This window comes from Demequina sp. (assembly GCF_049841215.1).
Taxonomy (GTDB): Bacteria; Actinomycetota; Actinomycetes; order Actinomycetales; family Demequinaceae; genus Demequina.
Genome location: NZ_JASGEO010000013.1, coordinates 284,703 through 301,435, shown reverse-complemented (window position 1 = coordinate 301,435; position 16,733 = coordinate 284,703). Strand labels below are relative to the sequence as shown.

15 protein-coding genes are annotated in these 16,733 nt (G+C 65.9%); 5 read left to right on the top strand and 10 right to left on the bottom strand.

Annotated elements, in window-relative coordinates:
• The first annotated feature begins 1 nt into the window (after position 1).
• Together QM618_RS07370 and QM618_RS07365 are read left to right on the top strand one after the other, a co-directional pair.
• Positions 2-544 (top strand): dihydrofolate reductase family protein, encoded by a 543-nt coding sequence (locus tag QM618_RS07370; RefSeq protein WP_428096202.1) that lies wholly within the window; start codon positions 2-4, stop codon positions 542-544.
• Positions 545-588: 44 nt separating this feature from the next.
• Positions 589-1,149 (top strand): dihydrofolate reductase family protein, encoded by a 561-nt coding sequence (locus QM618_RS07365; RefSeq protein ID WP_428096201.1) that lies wholly within the window; start codon positions 589-591, stop codon positions 1,147-1,149.
• Between the two features lie 32 nt (positions 1,150-1,181).
• Here QM618_RS07365 and QM618_RS07360 read toward each other — a convergent pair whose 3' ends face one another.
• Positions 1,182-2,066 (bottom strand): M15 family metallopeptidase, encoded by an 885-nt coding sequence (locus tag QM618_RS07360; protein WP_428096199.1) that lies wholly within the window; start codon positions 2,064-2,066, stop codon positions 1,182-1,184.
• A 56-nt stretch (positions 2,067-2,122) separates the two neighbouring features.
• Between QM618_RS07360 and ligA the strand changes: the two genes are divergently transcribed.
• Positions 2,123-4,171 (top strand): NAD-dependent DNA ligase LigA, encoded by a 2,049-nt coding sequence (ligA, locus tag QM618_RS07355; RefSeq protein WP_428096196.1) that lies wholly within the window; start codon positions 2,123-2,125, stop codon positions 4,169-4,171.
• Between the two features lie 160 nt (positions 4,172-4,331).
• Here the strand turns inward: ligA and QM618_RS07350 are convergent, their stop codons facing one another.
• The 6 genes from QM618_RS07350 to QM618_RS07325 form a co-directional block, all read right to left on the bottom strand.
• On the bottom strand, positions 4,332-5,417 hold the full coding sequence (locus QM618_RS07350) for an ABC transporter ATP-binding protein (protein WP_428096194.1): 1,086 nt from the start codon (positions 5,415-5,417) through the stop codon (positions 4,332-4,334).
• Complete coding sequence (locus QM618_RS07345) at positions 5,414-6,448, bottom strand: ABC transporter permease (protein WP_428096192.1); 1,035 nt, start codon at positions 6,446-6,448, stop codon at positions 5,414-5,416. Before QM618_RS07345 ends, QM618_RS07350 begins: the two co-directional genes overlap by 4 nt.
• Before the next feature lie 3 nt (positions 6,449-6,451).
• Complete coding sequence (locus QM618_RS07340) at positions 6,452-7,432, bottom strand: ABC transporter permease (RefSeq protein ID WP_428096190.1); 981 nt, start codon at positions 7,430-7,432, stop codon at positions 6,452-6,454.
• A complete protein-coding gene (locus QM618_RS07335; RefSeq protein WP_428096188.1) occupies positions 7,429-8,457 on the bottom strand; it encodes an ABC transporter ATP-binding protein in 1,029 nt (342 codons plus the stop codon). Before QM618_RS07335 ends, QM618_RS07340 begins: the two co-directional genes overlap by 4 nt.
• 104 nt (positions 8,458-8,561) lie before the next feature.
• The gene (locus QM618_RS07330; RefSeq protein ID WP_428096186.1) at positions 8,562-10,253 is read right to left on the bottom strand and encodes an ABC transporter substrate-binding protein; all 1,692 of its coding nucleotides are present in this window, start codon (positions 10,251-10,253) and stop codon (positions 8,562-8,564) included.
• Between the two features lie 83 nt (positions 10,254-10,336).
• Positions 10,337-12,907 carry a beta-glucosidase family protein gene (locus tag QM618_RS07325; RefSeq protein ID WP_428096183.1) on the bottom strand — a complete coding sequence of 857 codons (2,571 nt, stop codon included), beginning with the start codon at positions 12,905-12,907 and terminating at the stop codon, positions 10,337-10,339.
• A gap of 106 nt (positions 12,908-13,013) precedes the next feature.
• On the opposite strand from QM618_RS07325, the gene QM618_RS07320 reads away from it, so the two are divergent.
• Positions 13,014-13,652: a TetR/AcrR family transcriptional regulator gene (locus tag QM618_RS07320; RefSeq protein ID WP_428096181.1), complete on the top strand. Its 639-nt coding sequence runs from the start codon at positions 13,014-13,016 to the stop codon at positions 13,650-13,652.
• Between the two features lie 32 nt (positions 13,653-13,684).
• Here QM618_RS07320 and QM618_RS07315 read toward each other — a convergent pair whose 3' ends face one another.
• Positions 13,685-15,328, bottom strand: coding sequence for an AbgT family transporter (locus tag QM618_RS07315; RefSeq protein WP_428096178.1), 1,644 nt, complete (start codon positions 15,326-15,328; stop codon positions 13,685-13,687).
• A gap of 146 nt (positions 15,329-15,474) precedes the next feature.
• Between QM618_RS07315 and QM618_RS07310 the strand changes: the two genes are divergently transcribed.
• Positions 15,475-16,053 (top strand): GNAT family N-acetyltransferase, encoded by a 579-nt coding sequence (locus tag QM618_RS07310; protein ID WP_428096176.1) that lies wholly within the window; start codon positions 15,475-15,477, stop codon positions 16,051-16,053.
• Between the two features lie 6 nt (positions 16,054-16,059).
• Here the strand turns inward: QM618_RS07310 and QM618_RS07305 are convergent, their stop codons facing one another.
• Both QM618_RS07305 and QM618_RS07300 read right to left on the bottom strand, forming a co-directional pair.
• Positions 16,060-16,389 carry a type II toxin-antitoxin system PemK/MazF family toxin gene (locus QM618_RS07305; protein ID WP_428096174.1) on the bottom strand — a complete coding sequence of 110 codons (330 nt, stop codon included), beginning with the start codon at positions 16,387-16,389 and terminating at the stop codon, positions 16,060-16,062.
• Between the two features lie 14 nt (positions 16,390-16,403).
• Positions 16,404-16,652 carry a CopG family transcriptional regulator gene (locus QM618_RS07300; protein WP_428096172.1) on the bottom strand — a complete coding sequence of 83 codons (249 nt, stop codon included), beginning with the start codon at positions 16,650-16,652 and terminating at the stop codon, positions 16,404-16,406.
• Positions 16,653-16,733: the final 81 nt, after the last annotated feature.

Below are 16,733 nucleotides of genomic sequence, written 5' to 3'. Positions count from 1 at the left end.
CGTGGGTGATCTCATCTACCTCATGGTGACCTCGGCGGACGGCTTCACGGCCGACGCGGCCGGAAACTTCGACTGGGGCGAGCCGCCCATGGCGGTCCACGAACACGTCAATGCCTTCACGCGCGGACTCTCGGCGCAGATCTACGGCCCTCGCATGTGGGACACGATGAAGGTGTGGCAAGACATTCGGCCGGGTGACGGCGGCGACTACGGCGACCTCGCCGAGGCCATGTATGCCTACGCCGACGCCTGGCGTGCCCTACCCACCCATGTCTTCAGCCGGCAGCAGGGTGAGCCCCTCACAGGCGAGGCGTTGCGAGAACTGAAGGCAGCGTCGGGCGGCCTTGTCAGCATTGCCGGGCCGGGCCTCGCTAGCGTCGCGCTACGAGAGGGTGAAGTGGAACAGGTGGCGCGCTACGTAGCACCCGTGAGCGTTGGCGGCGGAACCCCGTGGTGGCCGCTCGGTGTGAGCGCAAGGCTTGAACTGCTCGAGGACGAGGTGCTCGCCGGAGGGTGGCTCTACCTGCGCTATCGCGTCATTTGATACGGTCGAGCAAGCAACTCAGGGGGCGGTGAAGGAGGCTCCACTTGGGCAAGCTGATCTATTCGATGCTCGTCAGTGCGGACGGGTACATCAACAGTCCCAACGGCTCCTTTGACTGGGCCGATCCCGATGACGACGTGCTTGCCTACATCACGGAGCGCCAACGTGCCATGGGGGCGTACCTCTACGGCAGGCGCTACTACGACACGATGCGCAGTTGGGCCACGTTGCGATCCGTGCCGGGGCTTCGCGAGGTGGACTACACCTTCTCCGATCTGTGGAACGCCACCCCCAAGTACGTCTATTCGCGCACCCTCACGGAGCCTCCAACCCTCAACACGAACCTCCGTTCAGCCGTTGACCTCGACGAGATTCGCGCCCTCAAGGACGCGAGCGAGAAGCACGTCACGGTGGAGGGCACGCAGATCGCGAGGGCGTGCCTTGAGGCCGGGCTCGTCGACGGCATTTCGGCATACGTGGTGCCCATTGCCACGGGCGGCGGCACACCCTTCTATCCCGCGGGGATGCCGTTGTCGCTCACGCTCGTCGACGAACACCGCTTTACCAGCGGGTTCGTCAACGTGCGCTACGCGGTGAACTACTAAGGCCCGACGCTGGGGTGCTTCCCTTCGGTGCGTCAGTGATTGTTCGCGGAGAAGTGCATCCAGTCGTCTAGCGTCCCCCAGTTGCCACCCCAGTACCAGCCGATGTTCTTGAACTCCTTGATGATCTGACGCTGGGTCTCGACCATGCCGGGGCGCAGCCACGTGCGGTCGGTGTAGGAGGACGCAAGCTCGGGGAAGACGGCGCCGTCGCGCTGCCACGGATTCTGGAACGGGTTGATGTCGATGGCGAGGCCGCTCGCGTGCGCTGACCACGTCGAGAACCCGCCCGTGGTGCGGCGGCACTCAAAGCTGATGGTGACGTTCTGGTCCCCAAAGTGCTCGCCGTTGACCTCTTCATTGGTGGTCACGTGCATCTCTTCGATGGGGAAGCGGTGTTCGTACATGTACTCGAAGACGGTTGCGGCCTTCTCGGCCCACTTGGCGTTGATCAGCATTTCGCCGGTGTGGGGCTTGTTGTCGAATCCCCAGAATGGCATCACCACGTAGGCGAGCTCGCTGGGCTTCACTGGGCACTCCGAGCGCCAGCTTGACCGGGCGAGCACGTCCTCGGGGACCTCAGAGATGGTGACGAACCACGCGTCGGAATCGGGGTCTGGGAGGGCGCTCGGCCCTGGCTCCAGTTGCCGGTTCGTGAGCTCCGGCGGAGTGGTGCCGGGCTTAGCGAGCCCGTTCTTCTGCACGGGAAGCGCCTCGGTTCCCAGCCACGCGGGACGCGCAAACGGGTTGGGCACCAGATTGGGGTCCACGGAGGGTTCTGGAGTCGCCGTGGTCGTCACGGTGGTCTGCGACTCAATGGTGACGGTTGCGGTGGGCTGGGGCTCGCCGTCGGGCGTGCAGGCGCTCAAGGCAAGGGCGGCGCACGCCACCCCAATCGCTGCCCGGCCCATTTTCCGCATTGGGATACGGTACCTGCTCCACGCGTGGTGTCAGACGGCCGTGGTGGAATAGGCAGGTGACAGATCCCCGTGCGCGCCACCAGGAACTCATTCAAGAGATCGAGGCGCACCGCCATGCCTACTACGAGCTAGACCAGCCAACGGTCTCCGATGCCGAGTACGACGTGCTGGAACGTGAACTGCGCTCGATTGAGGCCGATTTCCCCGAGTTAGCGACTCCCGACAGCCCCACGCAGACCGTGGGCGGGGCGGTGGCTACAGGCTTCGCGTCGGTCAAGCATCGCGAACGGATGATGAGTCTCGACAACGCCTTCTCGATAACGGATGTGGAGTCATGGCTCGCGCGCGTGTCACGGGACGCGGGCGATCAGGACTTCGTCTGCGAGCCCAAGATCGACGGTCTGTCGATCTCGCTGACGTTTGAGGACGGGACGCTGGTACGCGGTGTCACTAGGGGTGACGGCACTGTGGGCGAGGACGTAACCGCCAACGTCATGACCATCGCGGGCCTGCCTCACGCGCTCGCGGGGACGCACGTGCCGCAACTCGTCGAGGTGCGCGGAGAGGTCTACCTTCCCGTTGCCGCCTTTGAGGCGCTCAACGAGGCGCTGCTTGAAGAGGGCAAGGCCCCGTACGCGAACCCGCGCAACACCGCGGCCGGGTCGCTGCGCCAGAAGGATCCGAGCATCACCGCAGGTCGCCCACTCGCGGTGACCACCTACGCGCTCGGCGCCCTCGAATGGGGTGACACGGAACCAGACGCTCGGCTCGCTACCCAAGCGGGCATCTACCAGGTGCTTGCCGACTGGGGGCTCCCGGTGACGGACCTCGCCAAGGTCGTCAACAGCGTCGGGCAGGCGGAAAAGTACCTAGCAGAACTCGAGGACAAGCGGCACTCGCTGGTGCACGAGATCGATGGCGCCGTGCTCAAGGTCAATGACCGATCCGTGCAATCGCAACTCGGGTCCACGAGCCGCGCGCCGCGTTGGGCCATCGCCTACAAGTTCCCTCCTGAGGAGGTGCACACCACGCTCGAGGACATTCGCGTGGACGTGGGTCGCACGGGCCGTGTTACGCCGTACGGCGTGATGACGCCGGTCACCGTTGCCGGCTCAACTGTCACGTTCGCGACCCTCCACAATGCGCACGAGGTCAAGCGCAAGGGCGTGCTCATTGGCGACACCATCGTGCTGCGCAAGGCAGGGGACGTGATTCCGGAGATCGTTGGGCCGGTGGTGGCGGCACGCACGGGCAAGGAACGCGAATGGGTCATGCCTACCGTGTGCCCCGCGTGCGGCACCGAACTCGCCGAGCAGAAGGCGGGGGACAAAGATCTTCGCTGCCCTAACAGCGAGTTCTGCCCCGCGCAGATCGTTGATCGCATCGCGTTCATCGGCTCCCGCGGCGCGCTCGACGTGGAGGTGTTGGGGGAGAAGGCAGCCGCGACTGTCGTGGAATCCGGCGTGCTGCCCAACGAGGCGGGCCTGTTCTCGCTCACCGAGCAACAGCTGCTCGAGGTGCCACTGTTCGTCACCAAAGACGGCGCGCTCGCGGCCAACGGTGCCAAGCTGCTGACGAACCTCGAGGTGGCGAAGGCTCAGCCGCTGTGGCGGGTCATCGTGTCGCTCAGCATTCGCCATGTGGGACCCAGCGCCTCGCGGGCGCTCGCGACGGCGTTTGGATCCATGGAGGCGGTACGCGCGGCGTCGGTGGAGGAGCTCGCTGCGGTTGATGGCGTTGGCCCCGTCATCGCGGAGTCCGTGGTGGAGTGGTTCAAGGTGCCGTGGCACGCGGCCATCGTCGACGCGTGGGCCGCAGCAGGCGTGCGCATGGAGGACGAGCGCGACGAGTCCACGGAGCAGACCCTCGCGGGGCTCACCGTGGTCGCCACGGGCTCGCTTGAGGGATTCACTAGGGACTCCGTCACGGAGGCGATCGTGAGCCGTGGAGGAAAGGCCGCATCGAGCGTGTCCAAGAACACCGACTACGTGGTGGTGGGAGCCAACGCCGGATCGAAGGCCACGAAGGCCGAACAGTTGGGCGTGCCCATGCTCACAGAGGAGCAGTTCGTGACGTTGCTCGAGGGCGGGCCGGGAGCGCTGTAGGGCACGTTGGGAGACCTGACGGCCCTATTGCGTGCGGTGAAGGCGCGAAACCGAACATGAGGGCCCTATGGGAGGGCGGGCCGGGGGCGCAGGGCAGGCCCTGGTGCGCAGGGCGGGCCCGCGGCGGCTCACCCTCCGCCGCGGGCCCTTGTCCCTAGGGCTAGCGCAGAGCGAGCTCTGCCGGGACCTCTACGCCGGGATCCGTGTGGAGGTGACACGCGACCAGGCGAGTTGGCTCGGTAGCCGCGAACGCCGTCGGGCCTAGAACGGGGTCCTCAACGCGGCAGCGATCGAACGCGTGTGGGCACCGCGCCGCGAACGGGCAGCCAGCCGGCAACGCCGCGAGGTCAGGGGGAGACCCCGGGATGCCGCCCAACTCCCGCCGGGCACCGCGCAACGGTGGGAACGACGAGAGCAGCCCCTTCGTGTACGGGTGCCGCGGCCGGCGGTACGCGTCTTGCGCGCCCGCCTGCTCCACGATCTCGCCCGCGTACATGATCGCGATGCGGTCCGCGACCTCCACGAGCAGCGAGACGTCGTGCGTGATGAAGATGACCGAGAACCCGAGCCGCTGCCGCAGGTCCGCGATCTCTTCGAGGATCTGCCGCTGCATCACCACGTCGAGCGCGGTGGTGGGCTCGTCCATGATGAGCAGCTCGGGCTCAAGCGCGAGCGCCGTGGCGATCATCGCGCGCTGCCGCATGCCGCCGCTCAGCTGGTGCGGGTAGGCCTTCATGCGGTCGGTGCTGATGCCCACCATGTCCAGCAGGTAGGCGGCGCGATCGCGCGCCTCCGCCCGCTTGACCTTGGGCTGGTGCGCCTTCACCGCGTCCATGATCTGGTCGCCGAGCCGGTGCACGGGGTTGAGCGAGTTCATCGCACCCTGGAACACGATCGCGAAGTCGCGCCACCGCGCGGCCCGCAGATCCTTGTCCCTGAGCTCGAGAATGTCGTAGGCGTCACGATCGCGGCCACGGAAGATCACCTCGCCCGAGCGGATCACGCCAGGGGGAGGCAACAGCCTCGTGGCGCCGTAAGCGAGCGTCGACTTGCCACAGCCGGATTCGCCCGCGAGCCCAAGCAGTTCACCGCGGCCAAGCGTGAGGTTGACGTGGTCCAGCACGCGCACGGGGTTCTCGCCAAAGCCGTACTCGACCGTGAGGTCACGGATTTCCAGGATGGGATCAGCAACTTGGCTCGCCGCCAGGGCGCCGGGCATGCCCGACGCTGTGGTCACCGCAGTCATGGCGCCTCCTTTGCTTGGGGCTCGCTATGACGGTCCACAGGGGTGAATCCCACGCGGGCGCGCACGCCACGCTTCTTGAGGGCGCGTGCGTACTTGCCGGTGGACCGCAGCCGCGGGTTGACGAACTCGTCGATGCCGAAGTTCACGAGTGCTAGCGCCACGCCAACCGCCGCGATGCACAGCCCTGCGGGCACAAACCACCACCACGCGCCGCGCAGTAGCGCTTGGTTGGACTGTGCGTTGAACAGCACCGTTCCCCAGCTCCACTGGTCTAGGCCGGTGACGCCGATGAACGCGAGCGTCACTTGCGTGAGGATCGCGAAGGTCACGGTGCCCACGAAGCTCGACGCGATGATCGCGCTGAGGTTGGGCAGAATCTCCGCGAGTACGATGCGGGGCGTTGACTCGCCATTGGCACGCGCCGCTTCGACGTAGTCGCGGCGGCGGTGGGAGAGTGTTTGGGCTCTCAAGACGCGAGCGCCCCACGCCCACGCAGTCACCGCGATCACCACCGCAACTACCAGGTTGGGCGCGCCGTCGAGCGGGCCTGCGATGATGATGATGAGCGGCAGCGCGGGAAGCACAAGGAACACGTTGGACAGCAGCGAGAGACCCTCGTCCGCCGCGCCTCCAAGGTAGCCGGCGGTAACGCCAACGACGATCGCGATGATGGTGGCGAGGATGCCCGCGAGGAAGCCCACGAACATCACGGAGCGGGTGCCCACGAGCACCTGGCTGAAGATGTCCTGCCCAAGGCTCGCGGTGCCGAACCAGTGCTGCGCCGAAGGCGGCGCCACGATGTCGTCGCCAAGAGCGTCGGGGTCATACGGAGCCACCCACGGACCGATGATCGCGATCACGGTGAAGAAGCCCAGGATGAGAAGGCCCGTGATCACCTTGGCGTTGCGCAGGAACAGCAGCTGGGTGCCCCGTTCGGTGTTGCCGCGGCGCCCCTTCCCGCGCAGCACGCCAGGGGTCTGGTTGGGCTGCTCCATCTCTTGGGGAGTCAGTTGTGCCGGTTGAGCGGTCATGGCTTAGCCCTCCTGCCGGGTGCGGGGATCGAGGAAGGCATAGACCACGTCCGCGATGAGGTTGAAGATGAGGATCGACAGCGTGATGACAAGGAAGCACCCCTGCATGAGTGGGTAGTCCTTCGCTTGAACCGCCTGGAAGAGCGCGTAGCCGATGCCGGGGTAGGAGAACACCATCTCCATGATGAGCGTGCCGCCAACGACGAAGCCCAGCGCTAGCGCGAAGCTCGAGATTTGCGGAAGCACCGCGTTGCGTGCCGCGTAGGCGACCATCACGCGTCCCTCTGACAGTCCCTTGGCCTGCGCAACGGTGACGTAGTCCTCGGAACTTACCGTGACCATCATGTTGCGCATGCCGAGGATCCAGCCGGCTATTGACGACAGCACGATCGTGATCGCGGGCAGCGCCCCGTGCCACAGCACCGAACTGATGAACTCCCAGTTCCATCCGGGAACGAGTCCCGGCTGGTAACCCTTCGATGATGGGAAGATCTTCCACGTCACGGAGAAGACGAGGATCGCCACCAGTCCAAACCAGAAGTAGGGAACGGAAGAGAAGAAGGTGGTGATGGGCAGGACGATGTCCGCTTTGGTGCCCCTCCGCCAGCCGATGTAGGTGCCGATCGAGGTGCCAATGACCACCGCGATAATCGTCGACAGACCAACGAGTCCCAAGGTCCACGGCAGCGTGTCCTTGATGATCATCGACACGGGCGTGGGGAACTGCGAGAACGCGATGCCAAGGTCGCCGCGCAAGATCTGGCCAAGGTAGGACGTGTACTGCTGCCACAGGCTCTGTTCGCTATCGAGGCCAAAGAGCACGCGGATCGACTCCGCCTGTTCCGGCGTGATCTGCCCCTGCTTGCTCGCGATGAGCGCGCTGATGGGGTCGCCTGGCATCATGCGCGGCAAGAAGAAGTTGATGGTGATCGCGGCCCACAGGGTCACCACGTAGAAGATGCCGCGGCGAACAAAGAACCTCATGATGCGACTTCCTGGGCTAGGGGGACGCTTGGCCGATCGGGGCGCTCGCTGTAGCCCCAGCAGCGGGCCGCGCGATCCTCGCCCACCTCAAAGAGGTCGGGGGTTTCCGAGCGGCACAGCTCGTTCGCAAACGGGCACCTCGCTGCAAAGCGGCAGCCCGACGCTGGCGAGACAAGGCTGGGAGCCTCCCCAGCGTCGGCCCGTGTGGTTCGTGGGGGAGCATCGGGGTCGGGAGCGGACTCGAGCAAGAGCCGGGTGTAGGGGTGGGCGGGCTCTTGGGTGACGCCCTCGCTGGGGCCTGACTCCACGATCTGGCCCGCGTACATCACCATGATGCGATCGGCAAAGTACCTGGCAGAGGCGATGTCATGGGTGATGTAGAGGATCGCGATGTTGGCGTCATCGCGAAGCGACTTGAGCAGGTTGAGGATGCCGAGGCGGATGGAGACGTCGAGCATCGAGATGGGCTCGTCGGCGAGCAGCACCTCGGGATCTGCGGCAAGCGAGCGGGCGATAGCGACCCGTTGGCGCTGGCCTCCGGAGAGCTCGTGCGGGTACTTGTCGATGTACCGCGCCGGGGGAGTGAGTTGCACGCGCGTCAGCAGTTCCAGGAGCGCGGCCTCGAGCGCCTCGCCTCTGAGTGAGCCGTGGTGAATGCGCAACGATCGCGTGAGCGTGTAGCGCACAGGGTGCACGGGATTGAGGGACGCGAAGGGGTCTTGGAAGATCAGCTGCACGCGGCTCGCGTGGCGCTTGAAGGCGCGGCGCCCGCGGCCATGGACGTCGTCGCCGTCAAGTAGCAGCTCGCCGGATGTGCGGGGAATCAGCAGTGACAGCAGTTTGGCGATCGTGGACTTTCCAGAGCCGGACTCGCCAACGAGCGCCACCACGGCGCCGCGATCAAGCCGCAGGTCTACGCCATCGACCGCGTGAACGGCCTTGCCGCGGCTGCGGCCGCGAAGGCGGAAGTGTTTGGTGAGTGCGCGCGCCTCAAGCGCGGGAACAGCATCGTTCGTGGAAGACATCGTGCGTCCTTGGGGGTGAGGGACAAAGGGCAGATGAGGGGGACGGGCCGTCGGTGTGCGGCGGGAGGCAGCCCTCCCGCCGCACACGCGAGCGGTGCTCGGTACTACTTGTCGTTGACGCGCAGCTTCATGAGAATCTGCGACGCCTGCGGGCCGGTGGGCTGAGGACCGCTGTAGAGGTCGTCCTCGCTCGGGAAGCCCGTGTAGTAGAGCGTCGAGTACTCCGCGGAGTCCGGACGTCCACGCACCACGATGGCCGGCATGTCGTTGACGTATGCCTGCTCAACCGTGGCGATGGCGGCGGAGCGCTCGTCGGGGTCAGACGAGGTGGCAAACGTCGCCAGAGCGTCGGTCGTGGTCTGGTTGTTGTAGCGACCGAAGTTCCAGTTGGCGTTCTCGCCCAGCTTGATGTACTGGTTGCCGTCCAGGATCGAACGGTAGAGGTCCCACGGAGTGTTGCCACCGTCGGTCCAGTGCAGGCTCGCCTGGAAGTTGCCCTTGGCGATGTTGTCGAACCAGGCGTCCTGCTCCTGGCCGTCCACGGTTGCGTCGGCGCCCAGCTTCTGAGCGTCGGACGCGATGAGCGTGAGCGAGTCGATGTAGTCGGTCCAGCCAGAGGGGTCGGACAGCTTGAATGACACGCGCTCGCCAGAGGGGTCGTAGAGCTCGTCACCCTTGTACGTGTAGCCCGCGTCCGTCAGGAGCTTCTTGGCGCCGTCGATGTCCACGGCCACGTTCTGGCCCTGGAACTCGTCAGCGATGTACGCCGAGCCTGCAGGCTCGATGATTCCCGTGACGTTCGTGACCAGCGGGAACGCCTTCGACGATGCCTTGTCGAAGATCGCCTGACGGTCGATGACCATGTTCAGCGCCTTGCGGAAGACGGGGTCGTTGAACGGCTTGGTCTCGTTGTTGAGGTACAGCACGTCGCCGGAGATTGCGGCGGGCGTGAAGAAGTGGTTGTGGTCGGGGTCCTGACCCACCCACACGTTCTCCCAGTCAGGGATGAACGTCCAGGTCCACTGCACGTCACCGGCAAGGAGGGCGTTGATGAGCGCCGAGTTGTCGGTGTACGAGGAGTACTGCACCTGCGGTGCCGCAGGAGTGCCGCCCCAATAGGTGGGGTTGGCGTCCATCGTGATGGCCTGGTTGGTCCACGTCGTCATGACGTACGGGCCGGTGCCAACGGGGTTCTGGTTGAGGTCCGTCAGCGGATCGGCCATCGCGGACCAGATGTGCTCGGGCAAGATGATCTGCTGCAGCACGCGGTATTCCTTGGTGAACATGGCCGCACCGAACGTCACGGTCACGTCGCTTCCGCTCACCGTCACGTCCGTGATGTCGTACGCGTTGGGGTTCGCGGCCTGGTTGGCCTTCACGAAGTTGAACGTGTAAGCGATGTCGTCCGCGGTGAAGTCCTCACCGTCGGACCACTTCACACCGTCGCGAGCAGTGAAGGTCACCGCGGTGTAGTCGTCACTCCACGAGAACGCAGACGCGAGCCACGGCACGGGGTCCGTGTCCGCGTAGGTGTTGGTCTGCACGAGCGGCTCGTAGATGGCCCACGTGTAGCCCGTCTTGTTTCCCGCCGAGTCGGGGGAGAAGGGGTTGGAGTTATTGGTCAGCTGACCGTTGGGCATGGCGACCGTCAAGGGCACGGTGCCCTGGACGACGGTGTCGTCGCCGCCCCCGGGAGCGGCGGACGTCGTTGGGTCGTCGCCGCTGTTGGAGCAACCAGCGATCGTGAGCGCGGCCGCAAGGCCGAGCGCGATGGCCGGGATGATTCGTCGAGACATCAGATACCTCTCTGTAACTAGATGTGGTTCGGGTGATGCGAGTGGATGGCGCCGCGGCTTCCAGTTACCCGGCGCCGTGTGTCTCAGGAGGGGATGCTCACCTCCCCCGCTGAGCCGGTCTCTTCCCGTTCAGGAAGCTCGTAGGTGAGGGTGATTCGCGGATCGCGAATGCTTCGCCCCACCTCAAATTCGTAGAGGCCCGACGGCCGGTGCCAATTGGCCTTGTGCCACACCTCGAGCGCGCGGCTGGGTACGCGAATGGTCGCCGTGGTGCTGCGGCCAGGGGCCGCAGTCACGCGGTCGAAGCCCGCGAGCCAACGCACGGGGCGGTCGACGCCTTCAGGCAGTTGAGCAGTCGAGGTCACATAGGCCTGCACTACCTCGCTACCAGGCATTTCGCCCACATTGGTGACCGTCACCGCGATCTCAAGCGCGCCGTCGGGCAGTGCCGTGAGCACCGCCTCGTCGTAGCGCCACGTGGTCCATCCGAGGCCAAAGCCAAACGGCGCGGCCGGCGTGGCGCCCGAGCGCTCCCAGCCGCGATAGCCCACGTGGACGCCCTCGGAATAGATGACGCGCATCGCGTCATCGGGGAGGGCATGCGGCACAGGGACGTCGTCCTCGCGAGCCGGAAGGGTCCAGGGGAGGCGCCCGGCGGGTTCGGTGACGCCCCTGAGCACGTCCGCGAGCGAGTGGCCGCACTCCTGGCCGGGGAACCAGGCCCACAGCACGGTCTTGGCGCGGTTCAGCCAGGGCAGCAGTACGGGCGCTCCGGCGTTGATGACGATCACCGCGTGGGGGGCCACGTCCAGGACTCGCTCCACGAGTTCGTCTTGGCGGCCAGGGAGGGCGAGCGAGCGTCGATCCCAGCCCTCGGACTCCACTTCCGCGTTGGTGCCCACGATCACCACGGCGAGATCTGCGCTCGCGGCGGCCGCGACCGCCGCGGCGATCTCCGCGTCCGTGTCCTCGCCGGGAGGCAAGTGGCGCAGGTCGGCGCGCACAAAGCGGCCGTACCCGCCCGCGTCGATGACCGTGAGCTCCACGCTGAACGGGACGTCTCGGGGCTCCTGGATGGTGATGGTGGCGCCGACGCCCGCTGGCGAGTTCGCGCTCGAGTTCAGAATGACGTTTTCATCCGCGAACTCATCGCTGCTCGCGATCGTCTCGCCGTCAAGAGAGAACCTGTACGTACCGACAGACCCGAGGTCCAGGCGGTGGGTGCCCGCTTGCGTGAGCCGGAAGGCGCCGCTCAGGGTGACGCTCGCCGCGGCGTCGGGCAGTTCGTTGAACCAGCCATTCCACGACGAGGCGACGTGTTCGCTCAGGACGTTGCCGTCCGCGGCCTTAATGGTGACCGTTGGCCCCACGGAGGCGGCGCCGGTCGCGGAAACCAATACGCCCGGCGCCGCCGGCGGGGTGTGCACTCGCGCCGAACCACCACGAAGGAGCGTGATGTCCGAGTTCGGATAGGCGGTGCGCAGCCCCTCGAGGGGGTCAACGATGTGATGGGGGTTCACGGTGGACGAGCCGCCGCCGAGCACGTACGCGGACACGGCGTTGGGGCCGATGAGCGCGATGCTCTGCGGGGTGGAGACGAGCGGCAACGTGCCCTCACCGCGAAGCACCACCATCGATTGCGCGGCGAGAGTGCGAATGAAGCGCTCGTCGTCTTCCCGAGGCTCTGCAGGGATGGGCGCTGCTGGGGCGAGCCGGCCCACGCGGTGGGCGAGCAGCAGGATGCGTGCCACCTTGTCGTTGATGGTGTCCTCGCTCACGGCGCCGCCGCGCACCGCGTCCAGGAGGCGCTCCTCCCACGGCCCGCCGGGCCCGGGCATGATGAGGTCCAGCCCACCGTTCGCCGAGGCGACCGTGCTGCGCGTGGCCATCCAGTCGCTCACCACCACGCCGTCAAAGCCCAACTCGTCCTTGAGAAGTTCGGTGAGCAGGTGGTGGTGGTCCGTCATGGGACTCGCCTTGCCCGCGGCGTCCACGCCGTTGTACGCGGCCATGATCGACCACACGCCAACGTCTTTGACCAGGTGTTCGAAGGGAGCGAGGTAAACCTCGCGCAGCGTCTGCTCGTCGACCTCGCTCACGTAAACGGTGCGGGCCGTCTCCGAGTCGTTCGCAATGAAGTGCTTGAGGCACGCGGCCACGCCATGCGCCTGCATCGAGGCCACCACGGCCCCGGCGATCGCCGAGGTCAGCAGCGGGTCTTCTGAGTAGCACTCAAAGTGCCGGCCGCCAACGGGAGTGCGCTGGATGTTGACCTGGGGGGCGAGCACCACATCCACGCCGAGACGCCTCGCCTCGCTCGCGAACAGCTCACCCGCGCGGTGCGCCGCGGCCAGGTCCCAGGTGGCGGCGAGCGCGCTCGGGGAGGGCATGAGTGCCGAGCTGGCCCCCGCGATCTCGCCGGTCCCGCGAACCCCAACCGGGCCGTCGGACACGGCGATCGACTGCAGGCCTATCGCCTCGTTGGCATAGAGCCGCCATGCGGTCTGGCCGGTGAGCAGTTGCACGCGCTCGGTGAGCGGTAGGGAGGCGGCGAGGGCGCGGAACTCGTCCAGGCTGCCCGACGGCGTGGTCGCCGTGGACTCCTCGGCGCCAGTTTCCTGGGGGCCGGGGATGGTCGCGGACGTCTGCGTCACGCCGTCTCCTCACATCGTTGGGATCGGATGAGACGGACGTTACTTACTAGTCAGTAAGTTTCGCAAGTTGACGTAGATAACGGTTTTGTCACGCTACTGTTGGCCCATGGCAGGGCGAAACGTTACGCGGGCAGTGAAGCCTCGCGAGGAGACTGCGCGCAAGCGCAGGGAGATCCTGCGCGCCGCCACAGAGGTGTTTGGATCGAAGGGCTACACCAAGGGATCGCTCGCCGATATCGCCGAGCAAGTGGGCATGACCCATGCGGGAGTGCTGCACCACTTTGGGTCCAAAGACGCGCTACTTCTTGAGGTGCTGCTGTACCGCGACGAGACGGACGTCGAACACCTTGAAGGGCACCACATACCAGGGGGTTTGGATCTCTTCCGCCACCTCGTGACCACTGCGGGGCTCAACGAAAAGCGGCCCGGAATCATCCAGGCATTCGCGGTGCTTTCCGCCGAATCCGTGACCGATGAGCACCCCGCTAAGGAGTTCTTCCAGAAGCGCTACGAGACGCTCCGGAGCGAGGTCAAAGAGGCTCTCACGGAGATCTGCGACCCCTCGGATCCGCCTCTAGCGGAGGACCTCGACTACGCCACCGCGGCGATCATCGCGGTCATGGATGGGCTGCAGATCCAGTGGCTCCTTGCCCCCGACCAGATCCGGCTCGCGAAATCCTCTGCCTTCGCGATCGACGCGATTCTGGTAGCCGCTATCCAAGGCCACCGTCGACGCGTGCTGTAGCCAGCGTCGGGCGGGCCCAAGCCAACGAGGGCCTAACTGGTCCCTACGGGAGCGCCCGGGCCCCACGGGATGCCGAGCGCGAACCACGCCACGTACAGCGCCGTCCAGGCGGCCAGGATCCACATCGTGTACGGGATCATCAGCGCGATGACCGTGCCAATTCCCGCGTCCTTCTTGTAGCGCTGCGCGATCGTCACGATGAACGGCAGATAGACCATGAGTGGGGTCAGCACGTTCATGGGGGAATCGCCAACGCGGTAGGCCGCGAGCAGAGTCTGCGGGGCCACGTCGAGCTGGGCGAAGATCGGCACAAAGATGGGCGCGAAGATGGCCCACTTGGGCACCACGCCCGGCAGGATGATGTCGAGCACCACGATGACCAGGATGAACAACACCAGCAGCACCAGGGCGGGCACGTTCGCGTTCTCAAGGATGTGCGCCACCTCCACGGCCGCAACCGTTGGCAGGTTTGACCATGAGAAGAGCGCTATGAACTGCGCAATCATGATGAACATCACGAGCAGACCGCCGAGGCTGCCAATGGTCTTCGCCACGGCGCCCACGGTGGCATCGCCGCCGCGCAGTGTCTTGGCACCGTAGCCGTACGCGATCCCGCACGCGAGGAACGCGAGCGAGATGATGAAGATGAGGCTCGCCATGAAGGGAGTGGCGCCGATGAGCTCTCCCGTGGCGTTATCGCGCAAGGGAGCGTTGGGCGGAAGCGACAGTGCGCTGATGAGCACCACCACACCAAGCAGGGCCCAGCCTGCCCACTTGAGGCCGCGCGCCTCCGCGGCCTCGTCAACCTCGTCGTCGGCGTTGAGTCCGGATCCCTCCGGCGGCACATACGTCCCCAGGCGGGGCTCCACGATCTTCACCGTGACCCACGTGGCGACCACCGCGAGCACGATCGAGGAGACGATCGAGAAGTAGAAGTTCGCCGTGACATCGAGCGGTGCCATGCCGGCCGGGAGCACTTCGTTGGTGATCTCGGTGATCATCGAGTCCACAGGGGTGATGAGTAGATTCACGCCAAAGATCGCGCCCACGCCCGCGAAGGCCCCGGCCATGCCAGCGAGCGGATGTCTGCCTACCGACAGGAACGCGGCGGCTGCCAGGGGTATCAGGATCAGGTATCCGGCGTCACTCGCCACCGAGGACAGCACGCCAACGAAGATGAGCAGGAACGCGAGGATTTTGGCCGGGGCCACCTTGACGATCTTGCGGATGAGCGCGCCCATGAGGCCCGCCTGCTCTGCCACGCCAACGCCCGCCATCGCTATGAGCACAACGGCCACCACTCCAAAGCCCGCGAAGTTCGCGACGAAGCTCGAGAAGAACATCTCGATGCCCTCGGAACTCAGCAGAGAGCGCACGGGGATCTCCACCTCGGACACGATGTAGTCGGGCAGGATCGCCTCTTCGCCCGTGCTGAGGTCCCACGGCACGATCATTCCGCCGAGTCCCTCGTTAATGGTCTGCCACTCGGCCTTGGGCACCTGGGTGACCACCTCGTCGGTCACCGAAACCTTCGCCCACGCAAGGGCTGCGGAGAGAATTGCGATGAAGCCAATCAGGTAGAGGAACATGATCGTGGGGTTCGGCACCTTGTTGCCGAGCGCCTCGATCTTGTCCAGAAAGCCGCCGTTTGCAGGGGCCTCTTCTTTGATAGCCATGGTGCCTCCCTGTTCGGGATGAGCATATTGCGGGTGCCCGACGCTGTGCAGGGTTTTGCGGCACGTGTCAGCTTTGGTGGCGGTGGCGTCGTGTCGCCCTCGGCGGGTACATTGACCGTGCTGGGGTTAGCGGACGAGGGGACGGCATGACGGGCAGCATTCGAGTCATCGGGGCGGACGAGCAGGTGCGCCTGCAAGAGATCGGCGCTCTCACCGCGCTCGCATACCTCTCCGACGCGCTCGTGGACGCCGCCCACCCCTACATTCCCGCGCTGCGCGACGCTCACGCGCGTGCCGAGAAGGCGATCCTGCTGGCGATGGCTGACGGCGACCGCGGCGAAGGCTCGATCGTTGGCACGCTCACCGTTGTGCCGCCTGGCAGCCCCTTCATCGAGCGCGCGGGGGAGGGGGAGTACGAGCTCCGCATGCTTGCCGTGTCTCCCATGGAGCGCGGCCGCGGCATTGGCGCGGAACTGACGCTCGCGGGAGTGCAGCTTGCCAAGCAGAGCGGTGCCAGAGGAATCGTGCTGTCCACGATGGAATCCATGCACGCGGCGCATCGCCTCTACGAGCGCTTGGGCTTTGTGAGGCGCGAGGATCTTGACTGGGTGGTGCAGGACAACCCGGACGGCTCCGTGACCCCAGTTGACCACGCGCCCGACGCTGCGGCAGGTGAGGTGCGCTTGCTCGGCTATTCGTGGGATATGGCCCGCGAGCTGCCTTAGCTGGCGCTAGCCCGCGCCGATCGCTAGGCGCACGCCGCTCTTGATCTGGTCGAGCAGATAGGCAGGCAGCGTGGCCGCCGGGTACGGGTCCAGATGTTTTCGCCCCACCGACGTGATCTGAGCTACGAGGGCCACCGAGTCGCGGTCAAGCCCCGAGGCGGCGCTCGTCACCAGCACGTTCCCTGGGAAGCTAGCGAGCTCCGTGTTGGAGGTGAGTGGCACCACGATCACCGTGTTGAATGCGGACCGCAAGAGCCAGTCGTCTTGGAGCACAATGGCGGGCCGCCGCTTGGCTGGCTCGGAACCCCTGGGAGAGCCGAAGTCTGCCCAGAGCACGTCACCGTGATGAATCACCACTCGGTGTTCTCCAGAAGCGCGCGCTCGGCAGCAACTGCGAACGCGTCCTCGACCGGCGAAGCACCCGCACGCTCGAGTGCGGCGTTCGCCGCCTCGGTGAGCGCGTTCGTCCCCTCTTCGAGCTCGTCGGCGAGGCGACGCCCAGCGCGCTGGTAGAACTCAGAGCGCGTCATGCCGTAGCGCAGGGCAACGCGCTCGAATCGCTCGAAGTCGGCGTCGGGCACCGAGATTGCGGTCTTCATGCCCCAAGTATAACCGGTTATACCAAACGGTGAGCGGGTCCGGAGCCAGGGCGTCGGGTTGGCGTGTGCCCTTGACTAGAA

Bases quoted from the DNA above. Each gene is read 5' to 3' on its own strand.
- QM618_RS07360 (WP_428096199.1), bottom strand. From the start codon at position 2,066: ATGCGGAAAATGGGCCGGGCAGCGATTGGGGTGGCGTGCGCCGCCCTT.
- QM618_RS07350 (WP_428096194.1), bottom strand. From the start codon at position 5,417: ATGACTGCGGTGACCACAGCGTCGGGCATGCCCGGCGCCCTGGCGGCG.
- QM618_RS07345 (WP_428096192.1), bottom strand. From the start codon at position 6,448: ATGACCGCTCAACCGGCACAACTGACTCCCCAAGAGATGGAGCAGCCC.
- QM618_RS07340 (WP_428096190.1), bottom strand. From the start codon at position 7,432: ATGAGGTTCTTTGTTCGCCGCGGCATCTTCTACGTGGTGACCCTGTGG.
- QM618_RS07335 (WP_428096188.1), bottom strand. From the start codon at position 8,457: ATGTCTTCCACGAACGATGCTGTTCCCGCGCTTGAGGCGCGCGCACTC.
- QM618_RS07330 (WP_428096186.1), bottom strand. From the start codon at position 10,253: ATGTCTCGACGAATCATCCCGGCCATCGCGCTCGGCCTTGCGGCCGCG.
- QM618_RS07320 (WP_428096181.1), top strand. From the start codon at position 13,014: ATGGCAGGGCGAAACGTTACGCGGGCAGTGAAGCCTCGCGAGGAGACT.
- QM618_RS07315 (WP_428096178.1), bottom strand. From the start codon at position 15,328: ATGGCTATCAAAGAAGAGGCCCCTGCAAACGGCGGCTTTCTGGACAAG.
- QM618_RS07310 (WP_428096176.1), top strand. From the start codon at position 15,475: ATGACGGGCAGCATTCGAGTCATCGGGGCGGACGAGCAGGTGCGCCTG.
- QM618_RS07300 (WP_428096172.1), bottom strand. From the start codon at position 16,652: ATGAAGACCGCAATCTCGGTGCCCGACGCCGACTTCGAGCGATTCGAG.